Source organism: Bosea sp. (in: a-proteobacteria) (assembly GCF_023953965.1).
In the GTDB taxonomy this organism is placed as follows: domain Bacteria; phylum Pseudomonadota; class Alphaproteobacteria; order Rhizobiales; family Beijerinckiaceae; genus Allobosea.
Window position 1 is genome coordinate 1,525,767 of sequence record NZ_JAMLIX010000001.1, and the last position, 19,188, is coordinate 1,544,954.

Annotated in this window: 20 protein-coding genes and 1 pseudogene; 13 read left to right on the forward strand and 8 right to left on the reverse strand. The window is 68.4% G+C overall.

All coding sequences use genetic code 11. From position 1 onward, the window contains the following. Positions 1–179 precede the first annotated feature (179 nt). From M9917_RS07125 to M9917_RS07135, 3 genes are all read left to right on the forward strand, one after another. Positions 180–1,070, forward strand: a complete 891-nt coding sequence (locus M9917_RS07125) for a UbiA family prenyltransferase (RefSeq protein ID WP_297252208.1) — start codon at positions 180–182, stop codon at positions 1,068–1,070. Further along, entirely contained in the window at positions 1,067–2,383 is a 1,317-nt protein-coding gene (locus M9917_RS07130; protein ID WP_297252210.1) for an FAD-binding oxidoreductase, read from the forward strand. The genes M9917_RS07125 and M9917_RS07130 overlap by 4 nt, the downstream gene beginning before the upstream one ends. A gap of 93 nt (positions 2,384–2,476) precedes the next feature. Beyond that, entirely contained in the window at positions 2,477–2,770 is a 294-nt protein-coding gene (locus M9917_RS07135) for a hypothetical protein (RefSeq protein ID WP_297252212.1), read from the forward strand. A gap of 86 nt (positions 2,771–2,856) precedes the next feature. Here the strand turns inward: M9917_RS07135 and M9917_RS07140 are convergent, their stop codons facing one another. The 3 genes and pseudogenes from M9917_RS07140 to M9917_RS07150 form a co-directional block, all read right to left on the reverse strand. After that, positions 2,857–4,305 (reverse strand): aspartate aminotransferase family protein, encoded by a 1,449-nt coding sequence (locus tag M9917_RS07140; RefSeq protein ID WP_297252214.1) that lies wholly within the window; start codon positions 4,303–4,305, stop codon positions 2,857–2,859. After that, positions 4,302–5,306: an NAD-dependent epimerase/dehydratase family protein gene (locus tag M9917_RS07145; protein ID WP_297252215.1), complete on the reverse strand. Its 1,005-nt coding sequence runs from the start codon at positions 5,304–5,306 to the stop codon at positions 4,302–4,304. The genes M9917_RS07140 and M9917_RS07145 overlap by 4 nt, the downstream gene beginning before the upstream one ends. 119 nt (positions 5,307–5,425) lie before the next feature. Continuing rightward, positions 5,426–5,791, reverse strand: a pseudogene (locus tag M9917_RS07150) (DMT family transporter); the annotation flags it as partial. 203 nt (positions 5,792–5,994) lie between these two features. On the opposite strand from M9917_RS07150, the gene M9917_RS07155 reads away from it, so the two are divergent. The 5 genes from M9917_RS07155 to M9917_RS07175 all read left to right on the forward strand — a co-directional run bounded on the left by M9917_RS07155 (position 5,995) and on the right by M9917_RS07175 (position 11,317). Beyond that, on the forward strand, positions 5,995–6,630 hold the full coding sequence (locus M9917_RS07155) for a hypothetical protein (RefSeq protein WP_297252216.1): 636 nt from the start codon (positions 5,995–5,997) through the stop codon (positions 6,628–6,630). A 295-nt stretch (positions 6,631–6,925) separates the two neighbouring features. Next, positions 6,926–7,864, forward strand: coding sequence for an ABC transporter ATP-binding protein (locus M9917_RS07160; protein ID WP_297252217.1), 939 nt, complete (start codon positions 6,926–6,928; stop codon positions 7,862–7,864). Next, positions 7,864–8,634, forward strand: coding sequence for an ABC transporter permease (locus M9917_RS07165; protein WP_297252219.1), 771 nt, complete (start codon positions 7,864–7,866; stop codon positions 8,632–8,634). The genes M9917_RS07160 and M9917_RS07165 overlap by 1 nt, the downstream gene beginning before the upstream one ends. A 211-nt stretch (positions 8,635–8,845) precedes the next feature. Next, the gene (locus tag M9917_RS07170) at positions 8,846–10,477 is read left to right on the forward strand and encodes a peptide chain release factor 3 (protein ID WP_297252221.1); all 1,632 of its coding nucleotides are present in this window, start codon (positions 8,846–8,848) and stop codon (positions 10,475–10,477) included. 249 nt (positions 10,478–10,726) lie between these two features. Beyond that, on the forward strand, positions 10,727–11,317 hold the full coding sequence (locus M9917_RS07175; protein ID WP_297252222.1) for a glycoside hydrolase family 19 protein: 591 nt from the start codon (positions 10,727–10,729) through the stop codon (positions 11,315–11,317). A 34-nt stretch (positions 11,318–11,351) separates the two neighbouring features. Here M9917_RS07175 and M9917_RS07180 read toward each other — a convergent pair whose 3' ends face one another. From M9917_RS07180 to M9917_RS07195, 4 genes are all read right to left on the reverse strand, one after another. Continuing rightward, positions 11,352–12,506: a trans-sulfuration enzyme family protein gene (locus M9917_RS07180; RefSeq protein ID WP_297252224.1), complete on the reverse strand. Its 1,155-nt coding sequence runs from the start codon at positions 12,504–12,506 to the stop codon at positions 11,352–11,354. 30 nt (positions 12,507–12,536) lie between these two features. Further along, positions 12,537–12,911, reverse strand: coding sequence for a response regulator (locus M9917_RS07185; protein WP_297252226.1), 375 nt, complete (start codon positions 12,909–12,911; stop codon positions 12,537–12,539). 9 nt (positions 12,912–12,920) lie between these two features. Continuing rightward, a complete protein-coding gene (hpt, locus tag M9917_RS07190) occupies positions 12,921–13,478 on the reverse strand; it encodes a hypoxanthine phosphoribosyltransferase (RefSeq protein WP_297252229.1) in 558 nt (185 codons plus the stop codon). 147 nt (positions 13,479–13,625) lie between these two features. After that, complete coding sequence (locus M9917_RS07195; protein WP_297252231.1) at positions 13,626–14,414, reverse strand: zinc-ribbon domain-containing protein; 789 nt, start codon at positions 14,412–14,414, stop codon at positions 13,626–13,628. A 221-nt stretch (positions 14,415–14,635) separates the two neighbouring features. Between M9917_RS07195 and ftsE the strand changes: the two genes are divergently transcribed. The 5 genes from ftsE (at position 14,636) to M9917_RS07220 (ending at position 18,509) form a co-directional block, all read left to right on the forward strand. After that, positions 14,636–15,259 carry a cell division ATP-binding protein FtsE gene (gene ftsE, locus M9917_RS07200; protein WP_465246369.1) on the forward strand — a complete coding sequence of 208 codons (624 nt, stop codon included), beginning with the start codon at positions 14,636–14,638 and terminating at the stop codon, positions 15,257–15,259. Continuing rightward, entirely contained in the window at positions 15,246–16,208 is a 963-nt protein-coding gene (locus tag M9917_RS07205; protein ID WP_297252234.1) for a cell division protein FtsX, read from the forward strand. Before ftsE ends, M9917_RS07205 begins: the two co-directional genes overlap by 14 nt. 67 nt (positions 16,209–16,275) lie before the next feature. Then, positions 16,276–17,082 carry a YdcF family protein gene (locus tag M9917_RS07210; RefSeq protein WP_297252235.1) on the forward strand — a complete coding sequence of 269 codons (807 nt, stop codon included), beginning with the start codon at positions 16,276–16,278 and terminating at the stop codon, positions 17,080–17,082. Positions 17,083–17,139: 57 nt separating this feature from the next. Next, positions 17,140–17,901: a lysophospholipid acyltransferase family protein gene (locus tag M9917_RS07215; protein WP_297252237.1), complete on the forward strand. Its 762-nt coding sequence runs from the start codon at positions 17,140–17,142 to the stop codon at positions 17,899–17,901. A gap of 209 nt (positions 17,902–18,110) precedes the next feature. Continuing rightward, entirely contained in the window at positions 18,111–18,509 is a 399-nt protein-coding gene (locus M9917_RS07220) for a hypothetical protein (protein WP_297252239.1), read from the forward strand. Here the strand turns inward: M9917_RS07220 and M9917_RS07225 are convergent, their stop codons facing one another. Continuing rightward, a complete protein-coding gene (locus M9917_RS07225; RefSeq protein WP_297252241.1) occupies positions 18,510–19,079 on the reverse strand; it encodes a gamma-glutamylcyclotransferase in 570 nt (189 codons plus the stop codon). Positions 19,080–19,188 lie beyond the last annotated feature (109 nt).

Here is a 19,188-nt window from a genome sequence, read left to right on the forward strand (position 1 = left end):
CCTGCCGAAGGCCCGCGGAAGCCTGCTGTTAAGCATGGCCAAGGAAACGCGGCGCCCTTGCGCCTCGCATGCACCCCCGCTTAGGAGTTTTCCGCCGATAACCCCGCGACCTGCGCCACCGGCTGCGGCATTGCGTGCCGCCGCGGGCGCAGATCCGTGACGGGGAGACGGCCCAAGCCATGTCCGTGACCGCGATGATCAGGGCGATGCGGCCGCAGCACTGGCTCAAGAACGGCCTCGTCTTCGTTCCGATCCTGCTCAATCACGACGTCTTCGACCCGCAGGCGCTCTGGCACGGGCTCGTCGCCTTCGTCGCCTTCAGCCTGATCGCGTCGGCCGTCTATCTCCTCAACGACGTCAAGGACGTCGAGGCCGACCGGCGCCACCCGACCAAATGCAAACGCCCGCTCGCGGCCGGCGAGATCACGCCGGCGCAGGCCTATGCCGTCGTGCCGGTGCTGCTCGCCGCCGCCTTCTCGACGGCCGTGCTGGTGCCGCAGCCGCGCATCTTCCTGCTCTCGCTGCTCGCCTATCTCTTCCTGGCGCTGGCCTATCTGCTGGTGCTGAAGCGCAAGCTCCTGGTCGATGTGCTCGGGCTTGCCGCCATGCATACGCTGCGCATCCTCGCCGGCAACGCGGCGGCCGCGATTCCGGTCTCCTCCTGGCTGCTGGCCTTCGCGATGTTCCTGTTCCTCAGCCTCGCGCTGGTGAAGCGCTACGCGGAACTCCGCCTGACCCAGGACCAGTCGGGCCTGAAGAAGGCGGGGCGCGGCTATCATGCCGAGGATATCGAGGCCTTGTCCCAGCTCGGCATGGCCTCGGGCTGCACCTGCGCGCTGATCATGGCGCTCTATGTCGACAGCGCCAATGTCAAGCAGCTCTACAGCCAGCCCAAGCTGATCTGGCTGATCTGCCCGATCATCCTCTACCAGATGGCGCGGATCTGGTTCCTGGCCCGCCGCGGCCAGATGCCGGACGATCCGCTGGTGTTCATGATCCGCGACTGGCGCAGCCAGCTCATGGGGCTCGTCGTGGCCCTGATCATGGTCGCGGCGACGGTCCTGCCGTGAGCGCGCCGCTCACCGGTTACCGCTCCTGGGGCGGGCTTCAGGCCCGCGGCAGCACCATCGTCGATGCCCGCGACTGGCTCGACGCGCCGGACCGCAGCCCGCTGCCCGTCCTGGCCTATGGCAACGGGCGCTCCTATGGCGATTCCTGCCTGAACGACGGCGGCACGCTGATCGACATGCGCGGGCTCGACGAGGTCCTCGCCTTCGACCGCGAGACAGGCCTGATCACCTGCGGCGCCGGGCTCCTGATCGACCGCCTGCTCGAGGTCACCGTGCCGGCGGGATGGTTTCCCCCGGTCATGCCGGGCACCGCCTTCGTCACGATCGGGGGGGCGCTCGCCAACGACGTCCACGGCAAGAACCATCACGGCGCCGGCACCTTCGGCCGGCATGTGCGCGCCTTCGAGCTCGTGCGCTCGGACGGGCGGCGCCTGATCTGCGCGCCGGACCTCGACGCCGATCTCTTCGCCGCCACGATCGGCGGCTTCGGCCTGACCGGGCTCGTGACGCAGGTGACGCTTCAGCTCATGCCGATCGCTTCGGCCGAGATGGCGCAGCAGGTCCTGCCCTTCGACGATCTCGCCGGCTTCTTCGCGCTCGCGGCCGAATCCGACGCCACGCATGATTATACCGTCGCCTGGGTCGATTCGCTCGCCGAGGGGCGCGATCTCGGCCGCGGCGTCTTCTTCCGGGCGAACCACGCCCCGGCTTCCGACGAGCCGCCGCCGCGCACCGGGCGCAGCCTGCCCTTTCCGCTGAAGCCGCCCTTTCCGCTGATCAACCGCGCGACGCTGCGCGCCTTCAACTGGCTCTATCGCGCAAGCCAGCCGCGCGACGGCGCCGCGCGCCGCGTTCCCTACCGCCCCTTCTTCCATCCGCTCGACCGCATCCGCGACTGGAACCGCGCCTATGGCCCGTGCGGGCTCAGGCAGTTCCAATGCGCGCTGCCGCGCGAGGGCGCCGCCGATGTCGTCGCGCAGATGCTGCGGCAGACGCTTTACGCCGGCGAAGCCTCCTTCCTGACGGTGCTGAAGCTGTTCGGCGACAAGCCCTCGCCCGGGCTGATGTCCTTCCCCATGCCGGGAGCGACGCTGACGCTGGATTTCCCCAACCGTGGCGAGCGGACGCAGCGGCTGCTGGCGCATCTCGACGCGATCACGCTCGCCGCCGGGGGGCGGATCAATCCTTACAAGGACGCGCGGATGTCGCCGGAGAGCTTTACCGCCTCCTTCCCGCGCTGGCGCGAGTTCGCGTGCCATGTCGATCCCGGCTTCTCCTCGGATTTCTGGCGGCGCGTCACGGTGGAAAAATAAATCCCGCCTCGCTGTGAACCTCCCTGCCCGCCCTTGCGACCAATGGGGCATGGAGGGCGAAAACCTCGCTCTCGCAACGATCGGGAGACGAGCATGACGACGTTCCGCAAGACCGCGACCGCAACCCTCGGAGCCCTGACGCTGGCGGCCACCCTCATCGCGTCCGGCGCCGAGGCGCGCCCGCGCTGGGGCTACGGCTACGGCGGCTGGGGCGTCGGAGCCGGCGTGGTCGGCGCGCTCGCCGCCGGCGCCATCATCGCCGGTGCCACCCGCCCGGCCTATGGCTACGGCTACTATGCCCGTCCCGTCCGCTCCTGCGACCTGGTCGAGCGCTTCGACCGCTGGGGCAACGTCGTCGGCTACCGCCGGGTCTGCGGCTACTACTGAGCCTTCCTCCGCTTCCGCCTTTCGAGATCTGAACTGGAAAGGGCCGGCATTGCCGGCCCTCTTTTCGTTTTGCCTGATGCCGCAGGTCAGCCCTTGGATGCGGCGACCTTGCGCAGATAGCCGGTGACGATGCCGGTGACGCCGCGCGACAGGACATCGTCCAGCGCCGCGATGAACTGATCGCACTGCTCGCGCGTCACGATCAGCGGCGGCTCCAGCCGGATGACGTTGCGGTTGTACTCGGTGAAGGCGACGAGCACGTCGTGCTCCTTCAGGAGCAGGGCGCCGACGAAGCCGCAGAGCGAGCCCTTCAGCTTGTCGTCGAGCAGCGCGACCATGTGCTTCAGCCCGAAGGGCATCGTCTCGCTGATGTCCTGGAACTCGACGCCGATCATCAGCCCGCGCCCGCGGATCTCCTTGAGCAGGGTCGGATATTTGGCGCGAAGCGCGTTCAGCCGCTCGATCAGATAATCGCCCTGGCGCCTGGCATTGCCCATCAGGTCCTCATCATAGAGGACGTTCAGGGCCTCGATCGCCGAGACGCAGGCCTCGCCCATGCCGCCGAAGGTCGCCTGCGCATGGATCAGCGCCGTCTTCGGCTTGCCATAGGCCTTCATGTAGATCTCGCGGCGGGCGATCATCGCCCCCATCGCCGCCTTCGAGCCGCCGAGCGCCTTGGCGAGCGCGGTCACGTCCGGCACGACGCCGTCGCGCTCGAAGGCGAAGAACTGGCCGGTGCGGCCGAGCCCGCATTGCACCTCGTCGGCGACCCAGAGCACGCCGTGCCTGTCGCAAAGCGCGCGCAAGCTCCGCCAGAAGCCCTCCGGCGCCTCGACGATGCCGCCGCCGCCCTGGATCGTCTCCATCACCACGATGCCGATCGAAGGATCGCTCTCCAGCGCCCGTCGGACCGCTTCGATGTCGCCGAAGGGCACCTTGACCCGGTTCTCGACCAGCTTGAACCCGGACTGGTAGAGCGTCGAATCGGTGACCGAGAGCACGCCCTTGGTCTTGCCGTGGAAGGAATTCGCCGCGTGCAGGATCTTCGATTTCTCCGGCCCCTGCGCCTGCTCGGCGACCTTCAGCGCCGCCTCCATCGCCTCCGAGCCGGTCGAGCCGAGGAAGACCATGTCGAGATCGCCGGGCGCGATGGTGGCGAGGTTCTTCGCCAGCGCGGCGGCATATTGCGACATGAAGGCCATGCAGATCTCATGGCGGTTCTCGTCCTGGAATCTCTGCCGGGCGGCGAGGATGCGGGGATGGTTGTGGCCGAAGGCGACCGAGCAGAAGCCGCCGAAGAAATCGAGGATCCTGCGGCCGTCCTTGGTGATGTAGTGCATGCCCTCGGCGCGATCGACGAGGATGCGGTCGAAGCCGAGCAGCTTCAGGAAATGCAGCTGGCCGGGGTTGATATGGGCGGCGAAGAGCTCCTTCACCTCGCCGGCGTCGAGCTGCTTTGCGGCCTCGACGCCGATGAGCTGCGGCCGGGCGTTGGTCACGGCTGCGTCCTCGTTGCTGAAGGCGGGCATGCTCATGCTGCGAGGCTCCTCTCAGCCTGTTTCAGGGCATCCTTGCCCTTGCGGTATTCGCTATAGGCGGCGAGCAGCATGTCCTCGTCGCGGTGGCGCGGTGCCCAGTTGAGCTCGCGCTTGGCCTTGGCGGTGTCGAGGATGCAGATCTCGTCGGCGATCCTGTACTGCTCCGGGTCCATGATCGGCATGTTCACCGCATCGAGCGCATCGAGGGTCAGCTTCACCAGCGAGGCCGGCGTCGGCAGCAGGATCGATTTCGAACCGGCATGCCTGATCAGGTCGCCGAGCAGCTTCCTGACCGGCGGCGGGTCGTCGGAGCCGAGGTTGTAGGCCTCGTTCGGGAAGCCCGCCTTCCAGGCGCAGATGCAGGCGCTGGCACAGTCGAAGACCGAGATGAACTGGTAGGGGTTCTTCCCCGAGCCGATCATCGGCACCGGCAGGTTCATGTCGATCAGCCGGAACAGCTTGACCAGGATGCCCAGGCGCCCCGGCCCGATGATCAGGCGCGGCCGGAAGATCGGGATCCTGAAGCCCTTGGCCCGGTACTCGTCGGCGAGCCGCTCGGTCGCGAGCTTGCTCTCGCCGTACTCGCCGAGCGGATGGGCCGGGTGCGTCTCGTCCTGCGGCACGCTCAGCGAATGGCCGTAGATCATGTCGGTGGTGAAATGGACGAGGCGGTTCGCGCCGTTCCGCTCCATCCAGGCAAGGATGTTCTGCGTGCCGTGATAGTTCACCGGCCAGAAGAAATCGTGCCGCTCAGCCCGCGTCACGATCGGCGAGAGCATCTTTGCCGAGAGGTTGTAGACGAGGTCTTCGGCTGAAAGCGGGATCGCCTCGACGCTCTCGGCACGGGTCACGTCGACCTTCAGGAACGGCACACTGTCGTAATGGGCGTGGCCGCTCTGGTGGATGTCCGCGACCAGCACATCCTCGCCCATGGCGGAGAGCTCGGCCGCCAGATGCGAGCCGACGAAGCCGTCGCCGCCGATGATGACGTGCTTCATCGCCCTGGTTCCTGCTGCCGGCGCACCGGCACGGGGACCGGCCGCGGGGCGGCCGGGGGCTCGAGCAGTGCGCCGAGGCGCAGGAACAGGCGAACGATCAGGTCCATGATCTTCCCTCAGCTTTGGGCAATGAAGACGGTGCCGAGCACGATGAAGCCGATGCCGGCGATGCGCATCGCGCTCAGATCCTCGTGGAAGACGAAATAGGCATAGGCCGCGACCACGACATAGGCGAGGCTCAGGAACGGGTAGGCGTAGCTGATCTGCACCTTGGAGAGCACGATCAGATGCGAGGCCATGCTGATGACGAAAATGCACAGGCCCGCGAAGACGAAGGGGTTGAAGACGACGCGGAAAGCCGTGGCGACGAGCCCGTCGCCGGCGATGTCGAGCGAACCGACGCCGGTCATGCCGCGCTTCAGCATCAGTTGGGCGGCGGCGTTGGTCAGCACCGTGAACAGGATCAGGGGAAGATAGACGTTCATCGTGGCGCTTGCCGGCTCCGCTGGCTTCGTCGCCACCGGAATGCGGTGCAAACCCCTTCAAATGCCTTAGGAGCAGGGGTCGAGTTGGTCGTAGCGTTAAGCGGACCCTGCCGCGGTCGATGAAAACGAGGCCGATTCTCCTGCCAGCAACGGCGGCGGCGGCCGGCTGGGCTCGCACAGGATCCGGAGGAGGAAGGCCGGCCATGCCCCTGCCCAATCGCGTCGGACCCGACGGCACGCTGTTCGCCGATCCCGCCCGCGGCACCTTCTACGGCAATCGCGGCGGCCGCTTCCACGATCCCGCGACGCATGCGGTCCCCACGCGCATCCAGGCATCGCGCCAGTGGTTGTGCTGCGTGCTGTCGTTCAAGGGGCGGCGCCACGCGGTTTGGGGCCGCGGCTATACCGGGCTGTTCTTCTGCGACGAGGTGACGGCGCTCGCGGCCGGGCATCGCCCCTGCATGGAATGCCGCCGCCAGGACGCGCTGGCCTATCGCGCGGCGCTGATGCGCGGTCTCGGCCTCGAGAGGGCGCCGCCCTTCCCCGAAATCGACCGCATCCTCGACGCCGAACGCCGGACCGGCCGGACGAAGCGCATGCATCGCCTGCCGGCGGAACGCCTTCCCGACGGGGCGATGCTGCGCTGCGACGACGCAACGGTGTTCCTGGCGCTACGCGGAACCTGCGCCCTGCGCTGGTCTCCCGGCGGCTACACCGGCCGGCGCGAGCGCCCGACGGGAACCGTGACCGTGCTCACCCCGCCCGCCACGCTCGCGGCACTGGAGCAGGGCTATCGCCCACAATGGCATCCGAGCGCGCAGGCGTTCGGCGCGGCTTGAGGCGCAAGCAGCAGGAACTTTCCGCCGCCGGCCCGCGTTGCCGCAGCATCTTCAAACCTTATTGGGGGCTGACAATGCGTTCGATCATTCTGTGGCTCGTCGGGGTTCCGATCCCGATCATCATCCTGCTCTGGTTCTTCATGAAGTAGCGTTCGGTTGCGTTGCGTGGAGGCCGGGCGCCAGCGCCCGGCCTCTTCGTCATGGCGGCGTCTCCTGCCGCCGATCGGCAGGGAGCATGCTTCTTCGGCATGGCCCCGCCATCGCAATGCAGCTCCGGCTGCTCTATATGCCGCCCATGTCCGACTCAACGACGCCGATCATCACGGTCACCGGCCTTTCCAAGACCTACGCCTCCGGCTTGAGCGCGCTGAAATCGGTCGACCTCGCCATCAGGCGCGGCGAGATTTTCGCCCTGCTCGGCCCCAACGGCGCCGGCAAGACGACGCTCATCAGCATCATCTGCGGGCTGGTCCGCCCGGGCAGCGGCAGCGTCACCGCCGACGGCCACGACATCCTGCACGATTACCGGGCCGCCCGCTCCGCCATCGGCCTCGTGCCGCAGGAACTCACCACCGACGCCTTCGAATCGGTCTGGAACACGGTCAGCTTCAGCCGCGGCCTGTTCGGCAAGCCGAAGGACCCGGCTCTGATCGAGCGCATCCTGCGTGACCTCTCGCTCTGGGAGAAGAAGGACAGCCAGATCCGCGCGCTCTCGGGTGGCATGAAGCGGCGGGTGATGATCGCCAAGGCGCTCTCCCACGAGCCGCGCATCCTCTTCCTCGACGAGCCCACCGCCGGCGTCGATGTCGAGCTCCGGCAGGACATGTGGCGGATGGTGCGCCGGCTGCGGGACGAGGGCGTCACCATCATCCTGACCACGCACTACATCGAGGAGGCCGAGGAGATGGCCGACCGTGTCGGCGTCATCTCGAAGGGCGAGATCATCCTGGTCGAGGAGAAGGCCGAGCTGATGCGCAAGCTCGGCCGCAAGCAGCTCACGCTCCAGCTCCATGAGCCGATCGCCGCCGTTCCGGAGAGCCTCGCAGGCTTCGGCCTGACGCTTTCGGCGGGGGGCGGCGAGCTCGTCTACAGCTACGATACGCAAGGAGAGCGCACCGGCATCACCGCCCTGCTTCAGGGGCTGGCCGAGGCCGATATCCGCTTCCGCGACCTCAGCACCAGCCAGAGCTCGCTCGAAGACATCTTCGTGAACCTGGTCAGGGAGCGCCGCTGATGACCGGCTTCAACCTGCACGCGATTTCCGCGATCTACCGCTTCGAGATGGCGCGCACCCTGCGCACGCCGCTGCAGAGCATCGTCTCGCCGGTGCTCTCGACCTCGCTCTATTTCATCGTCTTCGGCAGCGCGATCGGCTCGCGCATGCAGTCGGTCGAGGGCGTGCCCTATGGCGCCTTCATCGTGCCCGGGCTGATCATGCTCTCGCTGCTCACGCAGAGCATCGCCAACGCCTCCTTCGCGATCTATTTCCCGAAATTCACCGGCACGATCTACGAGCTGCTCTCGGCGCCCGTCGCCTGGTGGGAGGCGGTGATCGCCTATGTCGGCGCGGCGGCGACGAAATCGATCCTGCTCGGCCTGATCATCCTCGCCACGGCGACCTTCTTCGTCCCGCTCAGGATCGAGCACCCCGTGCTGATGCTCATCTTCCTGGTGCTGACGGCGACGACCTTCAGCCTGTTTGGCTTCATCGTCGGCATCTGGGCGGACGGCTTCGAGAAATTGCAGGTCATCCCGCTCTTGATCGTCACCCCGCTCGCCTTCCTCGGCGGCTCCTTCTACTCGATTGCGATGCTGCCGCCCTTCTGGCAGACGGTGACGCTGTTCAATCCGGTAGTCTATCTGATCAGCGGCTTCCGCTGGAGCTTCTTCGGGCTCGCCGATGTCAGCCTCGGCGTGAGCCTCGGCATGACGCTGCTCTTCCTGTGCGCCTGCATCGCCGTGATCGGCTGGATCTTCAGGACGGGCTACCGGCTGAAGAACTGAGCCGCCGCCCTCTGTCATTCCGGGGCGGCCCGGAGGGCCGAACCCGGAACCCACGACCGGGTGAGACCTCATGGTTCTCTGTCGGACTTGCCGGTCTGAAAACCGCGAACGCGCGCCAAGTCGTGGGTTCCGGGTTCTTCGCTGACGCGAAGCCCCGGAATGACGAGCGGGACAGCGCCAACCGATTGACTTCCATCCCCCTTCCGTCTTCATGCGCGCCATGACCGATCCTTCGACCCTCGAAGCGCCCGCGGCCGACGCCGCGCCGCATGCGCGCCGGCGCACCTTCGCCATCATCTCGCACCCGGACGCGGGCAAGACGACGCTGACCGAGAAGCTGCTCTATTTCGGCGGCGCCATCCAGCTCGCCGGCGAGGTGCGCGCCAAGCAGGGCCGCCGCCAGACCTCGTCGGACTGGATGAAGATCGAGCGCCAGCGTGGCATCTCGGTCGTCACCTCGGTGATGACCTTCGAATATGGTGGCCACGTCTTCAACCTGCTCGACACGCCCGGCCACGAGGACTTCTCGGAGGACACCTATCGCACGCTGACGGCGGTCGACAGCGCGGTGATGGTGATCGACGCCGCCAAGGGCATCGAGGACCGCACCAGGAAGCTGTTCGAGGTCTGCCGCTTGCGCGACATCCCGATCGTCACCTTCATCAACAAGGTCGACCGCGAGACGCGCGATCCCTTCGACCTGATCAACGAGATCGAGACGACGCTCGCCCTCGACGTCGCGCCGATGACCTGGCCGGTCGGCCGTGGCCGCGAATTCACCGGAACCTATGACCTGAAGGCCAATACCTTCCGCCGCAACCAGAAGGGCGACGAGAGGGCGCAGGACCAGCGCGTCTCGGGCTGGGACGACCCGCTCTTCGACACGCTCCTGCCGAACGGCGCCGCCGAAGCCTGGCGCGAGGAGATCTTCCTCGCCAGCGAAGGCTTGAAGCCCTTCGACCTGCAAGCCTTCCGCGAGGGGCACCTCACGCCGCTCTACTGGGGCGCGGCGCTGCGCGACTACGGCGTGCGCGACCTGATCGATGCTCTCGGCCGCTACGCGCCGAGCCCGCGCGCGCAAGCTTCCGACAAGCGCAAGGTCGAGGCGGGCGAGCCGAAGATGACCGGCTTCGTCTTCAAGATCCAGGCGAACATGGACCCGAACCACCGCGACCGCATCGCCTTCATGCGCGTCTGCTCGGGCAAGCTGACGCGCGGCATGAAGGCGAAGCTCGTGCGCACCGGAAAGTCGATGCCGCTCAACGCGCCGCAGTTCTTCTTCGCCCGCGACCGCTCGATCGCGGAAGAGGCCTATTCCGGCGACATCGTCGGCCTGCCCAACCACGGAACCCTGCGCATCGGCGACACGCTGACCGAAGGCGAGGACATCGTCTTCAAGGGCGTGCCGAGCTTCGCGCCCGAGATCCTGCGCCGCGTCAAGCTCAAGGACGCGATGAAGGCCAAGAAGCTGCGCGAGGCCCTGCAGCAGATGGCCGAGGAGGGCGTGGTCCAGCTCTTCCTGCCGCATGACGGCGCGCCGGCCATCGTCGGTGTCGTCGGCGCGCTCCAGCTCGACGTGCTGAAGGAGCGCATGGAAGCCGAATACTCGCTGCCGATCGACTTCGAGCCCTGCCAGTTTTCCATCGCCCGCTGGGTCTCCTCGGACGACAAGGCGGCGCTGGCGAAATTCGTCGGCCAGAAACCATCGGCCATGGCCGATGATCTCGATGGCGATCCGGTCTTCATGGCCTCGTCCCAGTTCACGCTGAAATACGATGCCGAGCGCGCGCCTGGCATCCGCTTCTCCGACGTGAAGGACTACCAGAAGGTCGCCAAGGACTGAGCCGCCCGGCCGCCGGCATCTCCCCTGTTTGATTCATGTCAATGTACGTCGCGCGAAATCGGCGTTCATGGCGTCATGGGCCGCGACCGTCGAAGCGTCGCGGGCGGCACCCGTCATATCCGATCGCACCTGATGGTTCGGTTGGGGGGAGGAAGGGAGCGGTTCGCCGCTCCCTTTTTCGTTCGCCGCCGATCTTATCCCCGGCCGCGCGGCAGCGGCGATGATGCCCCCTTCTCAGGAGGGCATTCCATGTCGATGCGCGCCGTCAGAGCCTGGATCGAAGCCGGCACCGCGGCCGATCCCGCTCCGGCCGTCAGCCGCGAAAGGCTGCTGCGCCTGGTGCCCGGCGCGAAGGCTGCGATCGTCGCCGGCCTCGCCGGGCGCTTCGACGCCGTCGCCGGCGACCACGATGTCGCGACGCCTCTGCGCGTCTGCCATTTCCTCGCGCAGGCCGCCCATGAAACCGATGGCTTCCGGACGCTCGAGGAATATGGCGGCCCGGCCTATTTCGCCCGCTACGAGGGCCGGCGCGACCTCGGCAATAGCGAGGCCGGCGACGGCGCCCGCTATCACGGCCGCGGCATCTTCCAGCTCACCGGCCGGTCGAATTACCGCCGCTTCGGCCAGATCATCGGCATCGATCTCGAAGCCCGGCCGGAGCGGGCGAAGGAGCCTGAGACCTCGCTCATGGTCGCCTTCGCCTATTGGCGCGAGCGCGCCTGCAATGCCGCCGCCGACCGCGACGACATCGCGGGCGTGACCAGGCTGATCAATGGCGGCCGCAACGGGCTTGCCGAGCGGACGCGCTACCTCGCGAAGGCGAAGGAGATCTGGCTGTAGGAGTGCCGAAAGCGCGCGATAGGAAATGCGAGCCCTATGCGTGCCCGGCCTTCAGCGCCTGGTCGAGGTCGGCATGGAGGTCCTCGACGTCCTCGATCCCGGTCGAGAGGCGCAAGAGGTCGGTCGGGCAGGGCGAGCCCGCGCCCTCGATCGAGGCGCGATGCTCGATCAGGCTCTCGACGCCGCCGAGCGAGGTCGCCCGCTTGTAGAGCCCGACATGGGCCGCGGTCCCGATCGCCGCCGCCTCGCCGCCGGTGACCTGGATCGAGAGCATGTAGCCGAAGCCGTTCTCCATCTGCCGGGCGGCGATATCGTGGCCGGGATGCTGCGGCAGGCCGGGATAAAGCACGCGCGCCACCAGCGGATGGGCGCAAAGCCGCCGCGCCAGCTCCATCGCCGAGGCCGACTGGCGCTCCTGCCGCAGATGCAGCGTGCGCATGCCGCGCATCAGCAGATAGGCCTCGAACGGGCCGAGAATCCCGCCCTGTCCCTTGCGGACGGCCTTGATCCGGTTCCAGAACGCGTCGTCCTCGCGCGCGCAGAGCGCGCCGGCGACGACGTCGGAATGCCCGTTCAGCACCTTCGTCGCCGCATGCATGACGATGTCGGCGTTAAGCGCCAGCGGGCGGGTGTGGACCGGCGAGGCGCAGGTCGAATCGACCGCGAGCTTCGCGCCGGCCGCATGCGCGATCTCAGCGGCGGCAGCGATGTCGGTGATGGTCCAGAGCGGGTTCGAGGGCGTCTCGACCCAGACGAGCCTGGTCGCGCCCGGCTTCACCGCCGCCTTCAGGGCCGCGAGGTCGTCGGTCTCGACGAAATCGACGGAAAGCCCCCAGCGCGTCGCCTCGTTCATCAGCCAGGCGCGCAGCGCCCAGTACATCACCTTCGAGGCGACGACGTGATCGCCGGGCGAAAGCGCCTGGAACACCGCCGTCGCCGCCGCCATCCCCGAGCCGAACAGCAGCGCGCCGGCCTTCGCCTCCTCGAGCATGGCGAGCACGGCCTGCGCCTCGTGCACCGTCTCGTTGTCGGGCCGGCCATAGACGAAGCCGGAGGAATAGCCGGTGTCCTCGTCGCGGATATAGGTGGTCGAGACATGGATCGGCGGCACCACGGCCCTGGTCAGCGGATCGACCTTGCCCATCGCCTGCGCGGCGAGGCTGCGCGGGCTCCAGCTCTTCGTGCTCATCTTCGCTCCAACGGTTTTCTGCATGGCCATTCAACCGATCGAGCGCTCGATCACCTTGAGCACGGTCGCGCGCAGCTCGGCGATGGAGAAGGGCTTGGCCATCACCTCGGCGACGATCGCCTCCAGGCTCCTGGCCCGCTCGCGCTGCTCGGCATAGCCGGTCATCAGCATGATCGTCAGCTCGGGGAATTGCTGCTTGGCCGCGAGAGCGAGCGCGATGCCGTCCATCAGCGGCATGCGGATATCGGTCAGAAGCAGGTCGAAGCGGCCCTGCTCGGCGACAAGGATGTCGAGCGCCTCGGCCCCGTCGGCGGCGGTGAGGCAGCTATGCCCGTCGAGGGTGAGGCCCCGCGCGACGAGGGTGCGCAACGGCTCCTCGTCGTCGACGACCAGGATGCGTGACATGGCGGTTCCTCAGATACCCGGCAGGCCGGCCTGGTCCTCGGTCTCGACCACGCCGACGAAGGGTAGCTGCCGGTAGGAATGGGCGACGTCCATGCCGTAGCCTACCACGAAATAGTCCGGGCATTCGAAGCCGACATAGTCGGCCTGGATGTTGACCGCGCGCTTGTGCGGCTTCTCCAGCAGCACGGCGGTGGAGACTTTGGCCGCCCCGCGCGCCGTCAGCAGGTCCTTGGCGAAGGCGAGCGTGCGGCCCGATTCGAGGATGTCGTCGACGAGCAGCACGTCGCGGCCGCGCACCTCGCTCTGCACGTCGCGCAGGATCTCGACCTGGCCCGAGGAGGTGGTGCCGGCGCGATAGCTCGACAGGTGGATGAACTCGACCTGGGGGGAAAGCCCGATGCGGTGCATCGCCCGGATCAGGTCGGCGGCGAACATGAAGGAGCCCTTCAGGACCGCGACGACGAGCAGATCCTTCGGCCCGCTGGCGGCGATCGCTTCCGCCATCTCGGCATTGCGCCGCGCGATCGCGGCTTCGTCGTAGAGAACCCTGATGCGCCGTTCCGGCATGACGACTCCGTTGCGATATCCGGCCGCGGCGGCCCCGCGCGGAAGGCCGGATGCAGGCGGCCGGCGATCCGGCGCCACCTCGAAGGCAGTTATCAACCAATGACGCGATTTGACGAGATCAAAAACGCTTCGATGGTTGATAACGTCTCAGCGTGTGCCGGCGCGATCGGCCGAGGCGAAGCGCACCCTGACCGATTGCCCCTGCTCCGGCGGGGAGGCGAGCCGCGCCCTGAAGCGCACGAGCTCGGCCGGCTCCAGGCTCGCACGCGGCGGCTCGGTCGTCCAGCTGTACAGCGTCGTGCCGCCGGCATCCTTGACGGCGACCTCGATCAGCGGCACCGCCGCCCTGGCCCTGGTGATGTTGGTGACGTCGCCCTCGACGACGAGGAAACGGTTCTGCCCGTCCTCGACGAGCCCGCTCTCGACGGCGCTGAGGCTCAAGCCGCGCAGGTTCACCGGCATGCCGATCGCATCGAACAGGCCCGCGAGTTGCGGGGCGGCCCTCACCGCCGCGTCGCGCTGCCAGGCGATGAGGCTGAGCAGCGCAAGCCCCGCCAGGGCCGCGGCGGCCGGCAATCCGGCGCCCCTGCGGCGGATGAGGCCGGCGGATCGCCGCGGCTTGGCCGGGGACCTCCGGCGGCGTGGCGCGGCGGCCGGTGGCGCCTCGGCCGGCGCGACCTCGGCGGGCGGTTCGTCGACCTCGGACGCTTCGGCGGCAAGGGCGGTGATCTCGGCGTCGATCGCGGCGGCGCGCTCCAGCTCCTCGGCGAGCAGCGCCCGGGTCTCGTCCTCGCTCGGCGGTTCCGGAAGGACGCTCGCGGGGTCGACATGCCAGGAGGTCCTGCAGCCGGCGCAGCGCACCTTTCGCCCCTCCGGCCCGAGCTTCATCGCGTCGATCTCATACCGGCTGGCGCAGGATGGGCAGACGATCTGCATGGGTGCGGGCCAATTCCTTCGGGGCGCGGCCGTCGCGCGACGGCCGCCGCCATTGGCGCAATTTATGGTTAACGTCCCGTGAAGACTCTCTGGCGCAAGCTCGCGCAGCACGTTTCTTTCCGCGCACGAGGGCTTGCCGCGCGCGGCGGCTTGCGGTGTAGGATCGCTCCAGCGAGGAGGGCCGTTTGGTTCGGTTCGAGAATGTCGGCCTCAGATATGGCATGGGCCCGGAGGTGCTGAAGGACATCACCTTCAGCATCGCGCCGCGCTCGTTCCAGTATCTCACCGGCCCCTCCGGCGCCGGCAAGACGACATTGATGCGCCTCATCCTGATGGCGCTGAAGCCGACGCGCGGCCTCGTCAACCTGTTCGGCCAAGACGTCTCGCGCCTCGATCCCGAAACGCTCACCGCCTTCCGCCGCCGCATGGGCGTCGTCTTCCAGGATTTCCGCCTGCTCGACCATCTCACCGTCTACGAGAACGTCGCGCTGCCGCTGCGCGTCCTCGGCAAGGAGGAGGCGAGCTATCGCGCCGAGGTCGTCGAGCTCCTGCGCTGGGTCGGGCTCGGCGAGCGCATGCATGCGGTGCCGCCGGTGCTCTCGGGCGGCGAGAAGCAGCGCGCGGCGATCGCGCGCGCCCTGATCGGCCGGCCCGAGCTCCTGCTCGCCGACGAGCCGACGGGCAATGTCGATCCGGGGCTCGGCCGGCGCCTGCTGCGCCTGTTCATGGAGCTGCAGACGCTCGGCACCGCCGTCGTCATCGCCACCCACGACCTCAACCTGATGGAGATCTACGACGCGCCGCGCCTCGTGCTGGCGGATGGGCACCTGCATGTCGACGCCTGAGCCCCACGATCCGGAACCGCTGCGCAAGGAGCCGGCGCTGCCCTCCAATCTCCGGCGCGACCAGCCGCTCGTGCCGGTCGACAGCGTCGCCGGCCGGGCGCTGATGGCCGTGATCGCGATCCTCACCTTCCTGGCCGCGCTCAGCGCCGGCGCCGCGGTCATGGCCGCGCGCGCCTCCGACCAGTGGCGCGGCGCCGTCTCCAACGAGATGACCATCCAGGTCCGCCCCGATTCGCGCCGCAAGATCGATGAGGACGTGGCGCGCGCCGTCATGCTCGCCAGCGGGCTGAAGGAGGTCGAGAGCGTGCGGGCCGTGCCGAAGGCGGAATCCGACAAGCTGCTCGAGCCCTGGCTCGGCACCGGGCTCGACCTCGTCGAGCTGCCGGTGCCGCGCCTGATCGTGCTCAGGCTGAAGGGCGGGGCGGGCTCCGACCTCGCCGGCTTCGGCGCCGAGCTGCGCCGCGAGGTCCCGACCGCGACGCTCGACGACCACCGCCTCTGGGTCCGGCGCCTCTCGGCCATGGCCGGCACCATCATCGCCTCTGGCTTCGCCATCGTCCTGCTCGTGCTGACGGCGGCCGCGCTCGCGGTCGGCTTCGCCACGCGCGGCGCCATGGCGGGCAGCCGCGACAGCGTCGAGGTCCTGCATTTCGTCGGCGCGGACGACGATTTCATCGCCCGCGAGTTCCAGAGCCGCTTCATCCGGCTCGGCCTGAGGGGAGGGCTCTTCGGCGGCCTCGCCGCCATCGTCGCGATCGCCCTTGTCGGCTTCCTCGCCTCGCGCTGGAGCGCCACGCCCGAGGCCGAACAGCTCCAGGCCCTGTTCGGCGCCTTCGAGATCGGCTGGACGGGCTATGGCGCGGTCGTCCTCGTCGCGCTCGTGGTCGCGGGCATCGCGGGCCTCGTCTCGCGCGTCACCGTGCGGCGGCATCTGCGGATGCTGGCATGACGCGCGCCGCCCTCCGCCGCGGCGCTGCCGCCGTTATGCCCGATTGCCACGCTAGGACGGCGGCGTCATGGCCATGATCGGCAGCACGAACGACCATCTCGCGATGGCGCCTTCCGCTTCCACGCCCGCGGGCGGCAAGCCCTCCCGGCCGGCTCGCCTGCGCCGGATGCTCGGCTGGACGGCTACGGCTGCCCTCGCCACCGGCCTCGTGCTCTTCGGCATCGGCTATATCCGCTTCGCCACGATGATCGACGCGAGCGAGCCGGTGCAGACGCCGCGCACCGATGCGATCGTCGTCGTCACCGGCGGCGCCCAGCGCGTCGGCGATGCCATCGGCCTGCTCGGGGCCGAGCGGGGGGAGCGCCTGCTGATCAGCGGCGTCAACGAGAAGACCGGCCGCGAGGAGCTCGTCAAGCTGAACCCGGCCGCGCGCAACCTGCTCGCCTGCTGCGTCGATCTCGACTACCGTGCCCGCAACACCATCGGCAACGCCATCGAGACCCGGCGCTGGGTGCGCCGCCACGGCTTCCGCTCGCTGCTCGTCGTGACCTCCAACTACCATATGCCGCGCACGCTGGCCGAGCTCTCGCATGCGATGCCGGAGGTCAGGCTCGTCGCCCATCCGGTCGTGACCGACCATATCGACGCCGCCGGCTGGTGGAACCGCTGGCCGGTCGTCAAGGTGCTCGTGCCGGAATATGCGAAATACCTGGTCGCGCGCCTGCGCAGCCTCGTCGAAAGCGATCCCGAAACCTCGCGGCTCTCGGTGATCATCGGCGGCCGCAAGCCGGTTTCGCCGAAGCCGGCCGACACGCTCGGCCCCGCCGCCGAGAAGCGCTCGCGCCTGATCGGGCAGCATCCCCGCGAAGGTTGATGTCGAAACCGAGGGGAGGCGCTTGACCGGGGCCGCGTCTCGGGCTCATTGCGCAGCATGCTCGTCCTGCGCTCGCTTGCTTTCAACGTCCTGTTCTATGCCAATCTCGTCCTCTGGCTGATCCTGGCGGTCCTGCCCTCCCTCATCCTGCCGAAGCGGGTGCTGCTCGCGGTGGCGATCGCCTGGTCGCACTCCTCGCTGTGGCTGCTGCGCGTCGTCGCCGGCACGCGCTGCGAGATCACGGGCGTCGAGAACATCCCGGAAGGCGGCCTGATGGTCGCCGCCAAGCACCAGTCCTTCCTGGAGACCTTCGCGCTGGTCACGGTCTTCCGGAACCCGGTCTTCATCCTGAAGCGCGAGCTGACCTGGATTCCACTGTTCGGCTGGGGCCTGACCAAGCTCGGCATGATTCCGGTCGATCGCGGCGCGCGTGCCCGCGCGCTCGCCGACGTCACCCGCCGCGCCAAGGTCGAGCTCGGCCAGAACGGCCGCCAGCTCCTGATCTTCCCCGAGGGCACCCGCCGGGCGCCGGGCGCCCCGCCCGCCTACAAGTTCGGCGTCGCCCATCTCTATGCCGAGCTCGGCGTGCCCTGCCTGCCGGTCGCGCTGAACTCCGGCCTCTTCTGGCCCCGCCGCAAGTTCCTGCGCCGCCCCGGCACGGTCCGCATCGCGATCCTGCCGCCGATCGCGCCCGGGCTCGACAAGGTCGCCTTCCAGGAGCTGCTCCAGGAGCGGATCGAGAGCGCGAGCGACCGGCTCTTGGCGCAGGGCCGGGCCGAGCTTTCCGCGCGCGGCATCGATCCGCTCGCCAACTCCTGACACGCGCTGACAGCAGCAGCCCCGGCAGGGACGGCTCCGGCGGCCGCGGACCCTTTGACTTATCCCCAGGTCGTTCCCATTTTGTTCCAAGAGCATTTTCGAGCGAAGTGGGCACCGGTTCGCGTGAAGAAAATGCGACAGAACAGGGAGCTGGAGCATTTCCGCGATTTGGAGAAACGCGGAAATGCTCCAGTACCGGAGGAACGGACATGGCCGCTCTCGCCTATCGCTACACCCCCGATCTCTTCGACGAGCCGCCCGTGGCGCGCGAGATGCCGCTGCGCAGCGCCGCCGCGCTCGGCGAGCGCCGCTTCACGGCCTGGCGCGGCCGCTCCGGCCGGCGCTATGTCGCTTCGGTCTTCGCCGCCGAGGACAGCCATGCGCTCAGCTTCACCGATGCGGTGCTCGTCGCCGTCTCGCCTGAGCGGCGCATCGTCGCCGCGCGCGATTCCGGTCCCTTCGGCATCGAGGCGGCGCTCGGCCGCTGGCAGCGCGCGGTGATGGCCGCCGGCGCCAGCGAGATCCATGTCCATCTCCTCGCCGAGGACGGGATGAGCCGCCGCGCCGCCCTGCTCGACCTGATGCCGGAGGCGAGCCCGGAGGGCTGATCAGCCCGCGAGCGGCGGATGCGGCGCAGCGAGCCCCGGCGCCAGCTCCTGCGCGAGCCCCGCCAGGACGGGATCGAAGATCCCCATCTGGCGCAGATGCTCATGCGTCTGGAGCACGTAATCCGGGTTCTCGCCGGACTGGCCCCTGCCTTCCCGGACGATCTGGAGCAATCGCGCCGGCGGCAGCTTGCCGGCATATTGCAGATGCTTGCGGTCGGCGACATAGACGAGCCCGCGCACCTGCCGGCCGTCATCGAGCCGCAAGGCCACATGGCGCTCGCGATAAACCATCGTCGCCTGCTCGCGTTCCCGGAGATAGGCCACGGTCGCCTGCGCCTGCGCGGCCCTGACGCGGAAGGCGAGGCCGCGGCAGACCCCGCCGCGGTCCAGCCCCAGCACCAGCCCCGGCCGCTCGGGCGTGCCGCGATGCACATGCGAAAACACGCACAGCGAGCGGTGATAGCCGTGCAGGCGCGCCTGCACGCTTTCCGCAAAGGGAAAGCCCGGCCGCCAGATCAGCGAGCCGTAGCCGAAGACCCAGAGATCCGCCGTACCGCATTCGCCCGTCATCGCCGTCCCATAATTTGGCCGTGCCGGCCTGCTTGCTAAAGCAACGGGCCGAAAAGGGGAATCCACCTTTCGGTCCGATGCGATAACAAGAAGGCGAATCGCCGCCGCC

Coding starts and splice junctions, on each gene's coding strand:
- M9917_RS07125 (WP_297252208.1), top strand. CDS start 180: ATGTCCGTGACCGCGATGATCAGGGCGATGCGGCCGCAGCACTGGCTC.
- M9917_RS07135 (WP_297252212.1), top strand. CDS start 2,477: ATGACGACGTTCCGCAAGACCGCGACCGCAACCCTCGGAGCCCTGACG.
- M9917_RS07140 (WP_297252214.1), bottom strand. CDS start 4,305: ATGAGCATGCCCGCCTTCAGCAACGAGGACGCAGCCGTGACCAACGCC.
- M9917_RS07145 (WP_297252215.1), bottom strand. CDS start 5,306: ATGAAGCACGTCATCATCGGCGGCGACGGCTTCGTCGGCTCGCATCTG.
- M9917_RS07155 (WP_297252216.1), top strand. CDS start 5,995: ATGCCCCTGCCCAATCGCGTCGGACCCGACGGCACGCTGTTCGCCGAT.
- M9917_RS07160 (WP_297252217.1), top strand. CDS start 6,926: ATGTCCGACTCAACGACGCCGATCATCACGGTCACCGGCCTTTCCAAG.
- M9917_RS07165 (WP_297252219.1), top strand. CDS start 7,864: ATGACCGGCTTCAACCTGCACGCGATTTCCGCGATCTACCGCTTCGAG.
- M9917_RS07170 (WP_297252221.1), top strand. CDS start 8,846: ATGCGCGCCATGACCGATCCTTCGACCCTCGAAGCGCCCGCGGCCGAC.
- M9917_RS07175 (WP_297252222.1), top strand. CDS start 10,727: ATGTCGATGCGCGCCGTCAGAGCCTGGATCGAAGCCGGCACCGCGGCC.
- M9917_RS07180 (WP_297252224.1), bottom strand. CDS start 12,506: ATGAGCACGAAGAGCTGGAGCCCGCGCAGCCTCGCCGCGCAGGCGATG.
- M9917_RS07185 (WP_297252226.1), bottom strand. CDS start 12,911: ATGTCACGCATCCTGGTCGTCGACGACGAGGAGCCGTTGCGCACCCTC.
- hpt (WP_297252229.1), bottom strand. CDS start 13,478: ATGCCGGAACGGCGCATCAGGGTTCTCTACGACGAAGCCGCGATCGCG.
- M9917_RS07195 (WP_297252231.1), bottom strand. CDS start 14,414: ATGCAGATCGTCTGCCCATCCTGCGCCAGCCGGTATGAGATCGACGCG.
- ftsE (WP_465246369.1), top strand. CDS start 14,636: ATGGGCCCGGAGGTGCTGAAGGACATCACCTTCAGCATCGCGCCGCGC.
- M9917_RS07205 (WP_297252234.1), top strand. CDS start 15,246: ATGTCGACGCCTGAGCCCCACGATCCGGAACCGCTGCGCAAGGAGCCG.
- M9917_RS07210 (WP_297252235.1), top strand. CDS start 16,276: ATGGCCATGATCGGCAGCACGAACGACCATCTCGCGATGGCGCCTTCC.
- M9917_RS07215 (WP_297252237.1), top strand. CDS start 17,140: ATGCTCGTCCTGCGCTCGCTTGCTTTCAACGTCCTGTTCTATGCCAAT.
- M9917_RS07220 (WP_297252239.1), top strand. CDS start 18,111: ATGGCCGCTCTCGCCTATCGCTACACCCCCGATCTCTTCGACGAGCCG.
- M9917_RS07225 (WP_297252241.1), bottom strand. CDS start 19,079: ATGACGGGCGAATGCGGTACGGCGGATCTCTGGGTCTTCGGCTACGGC.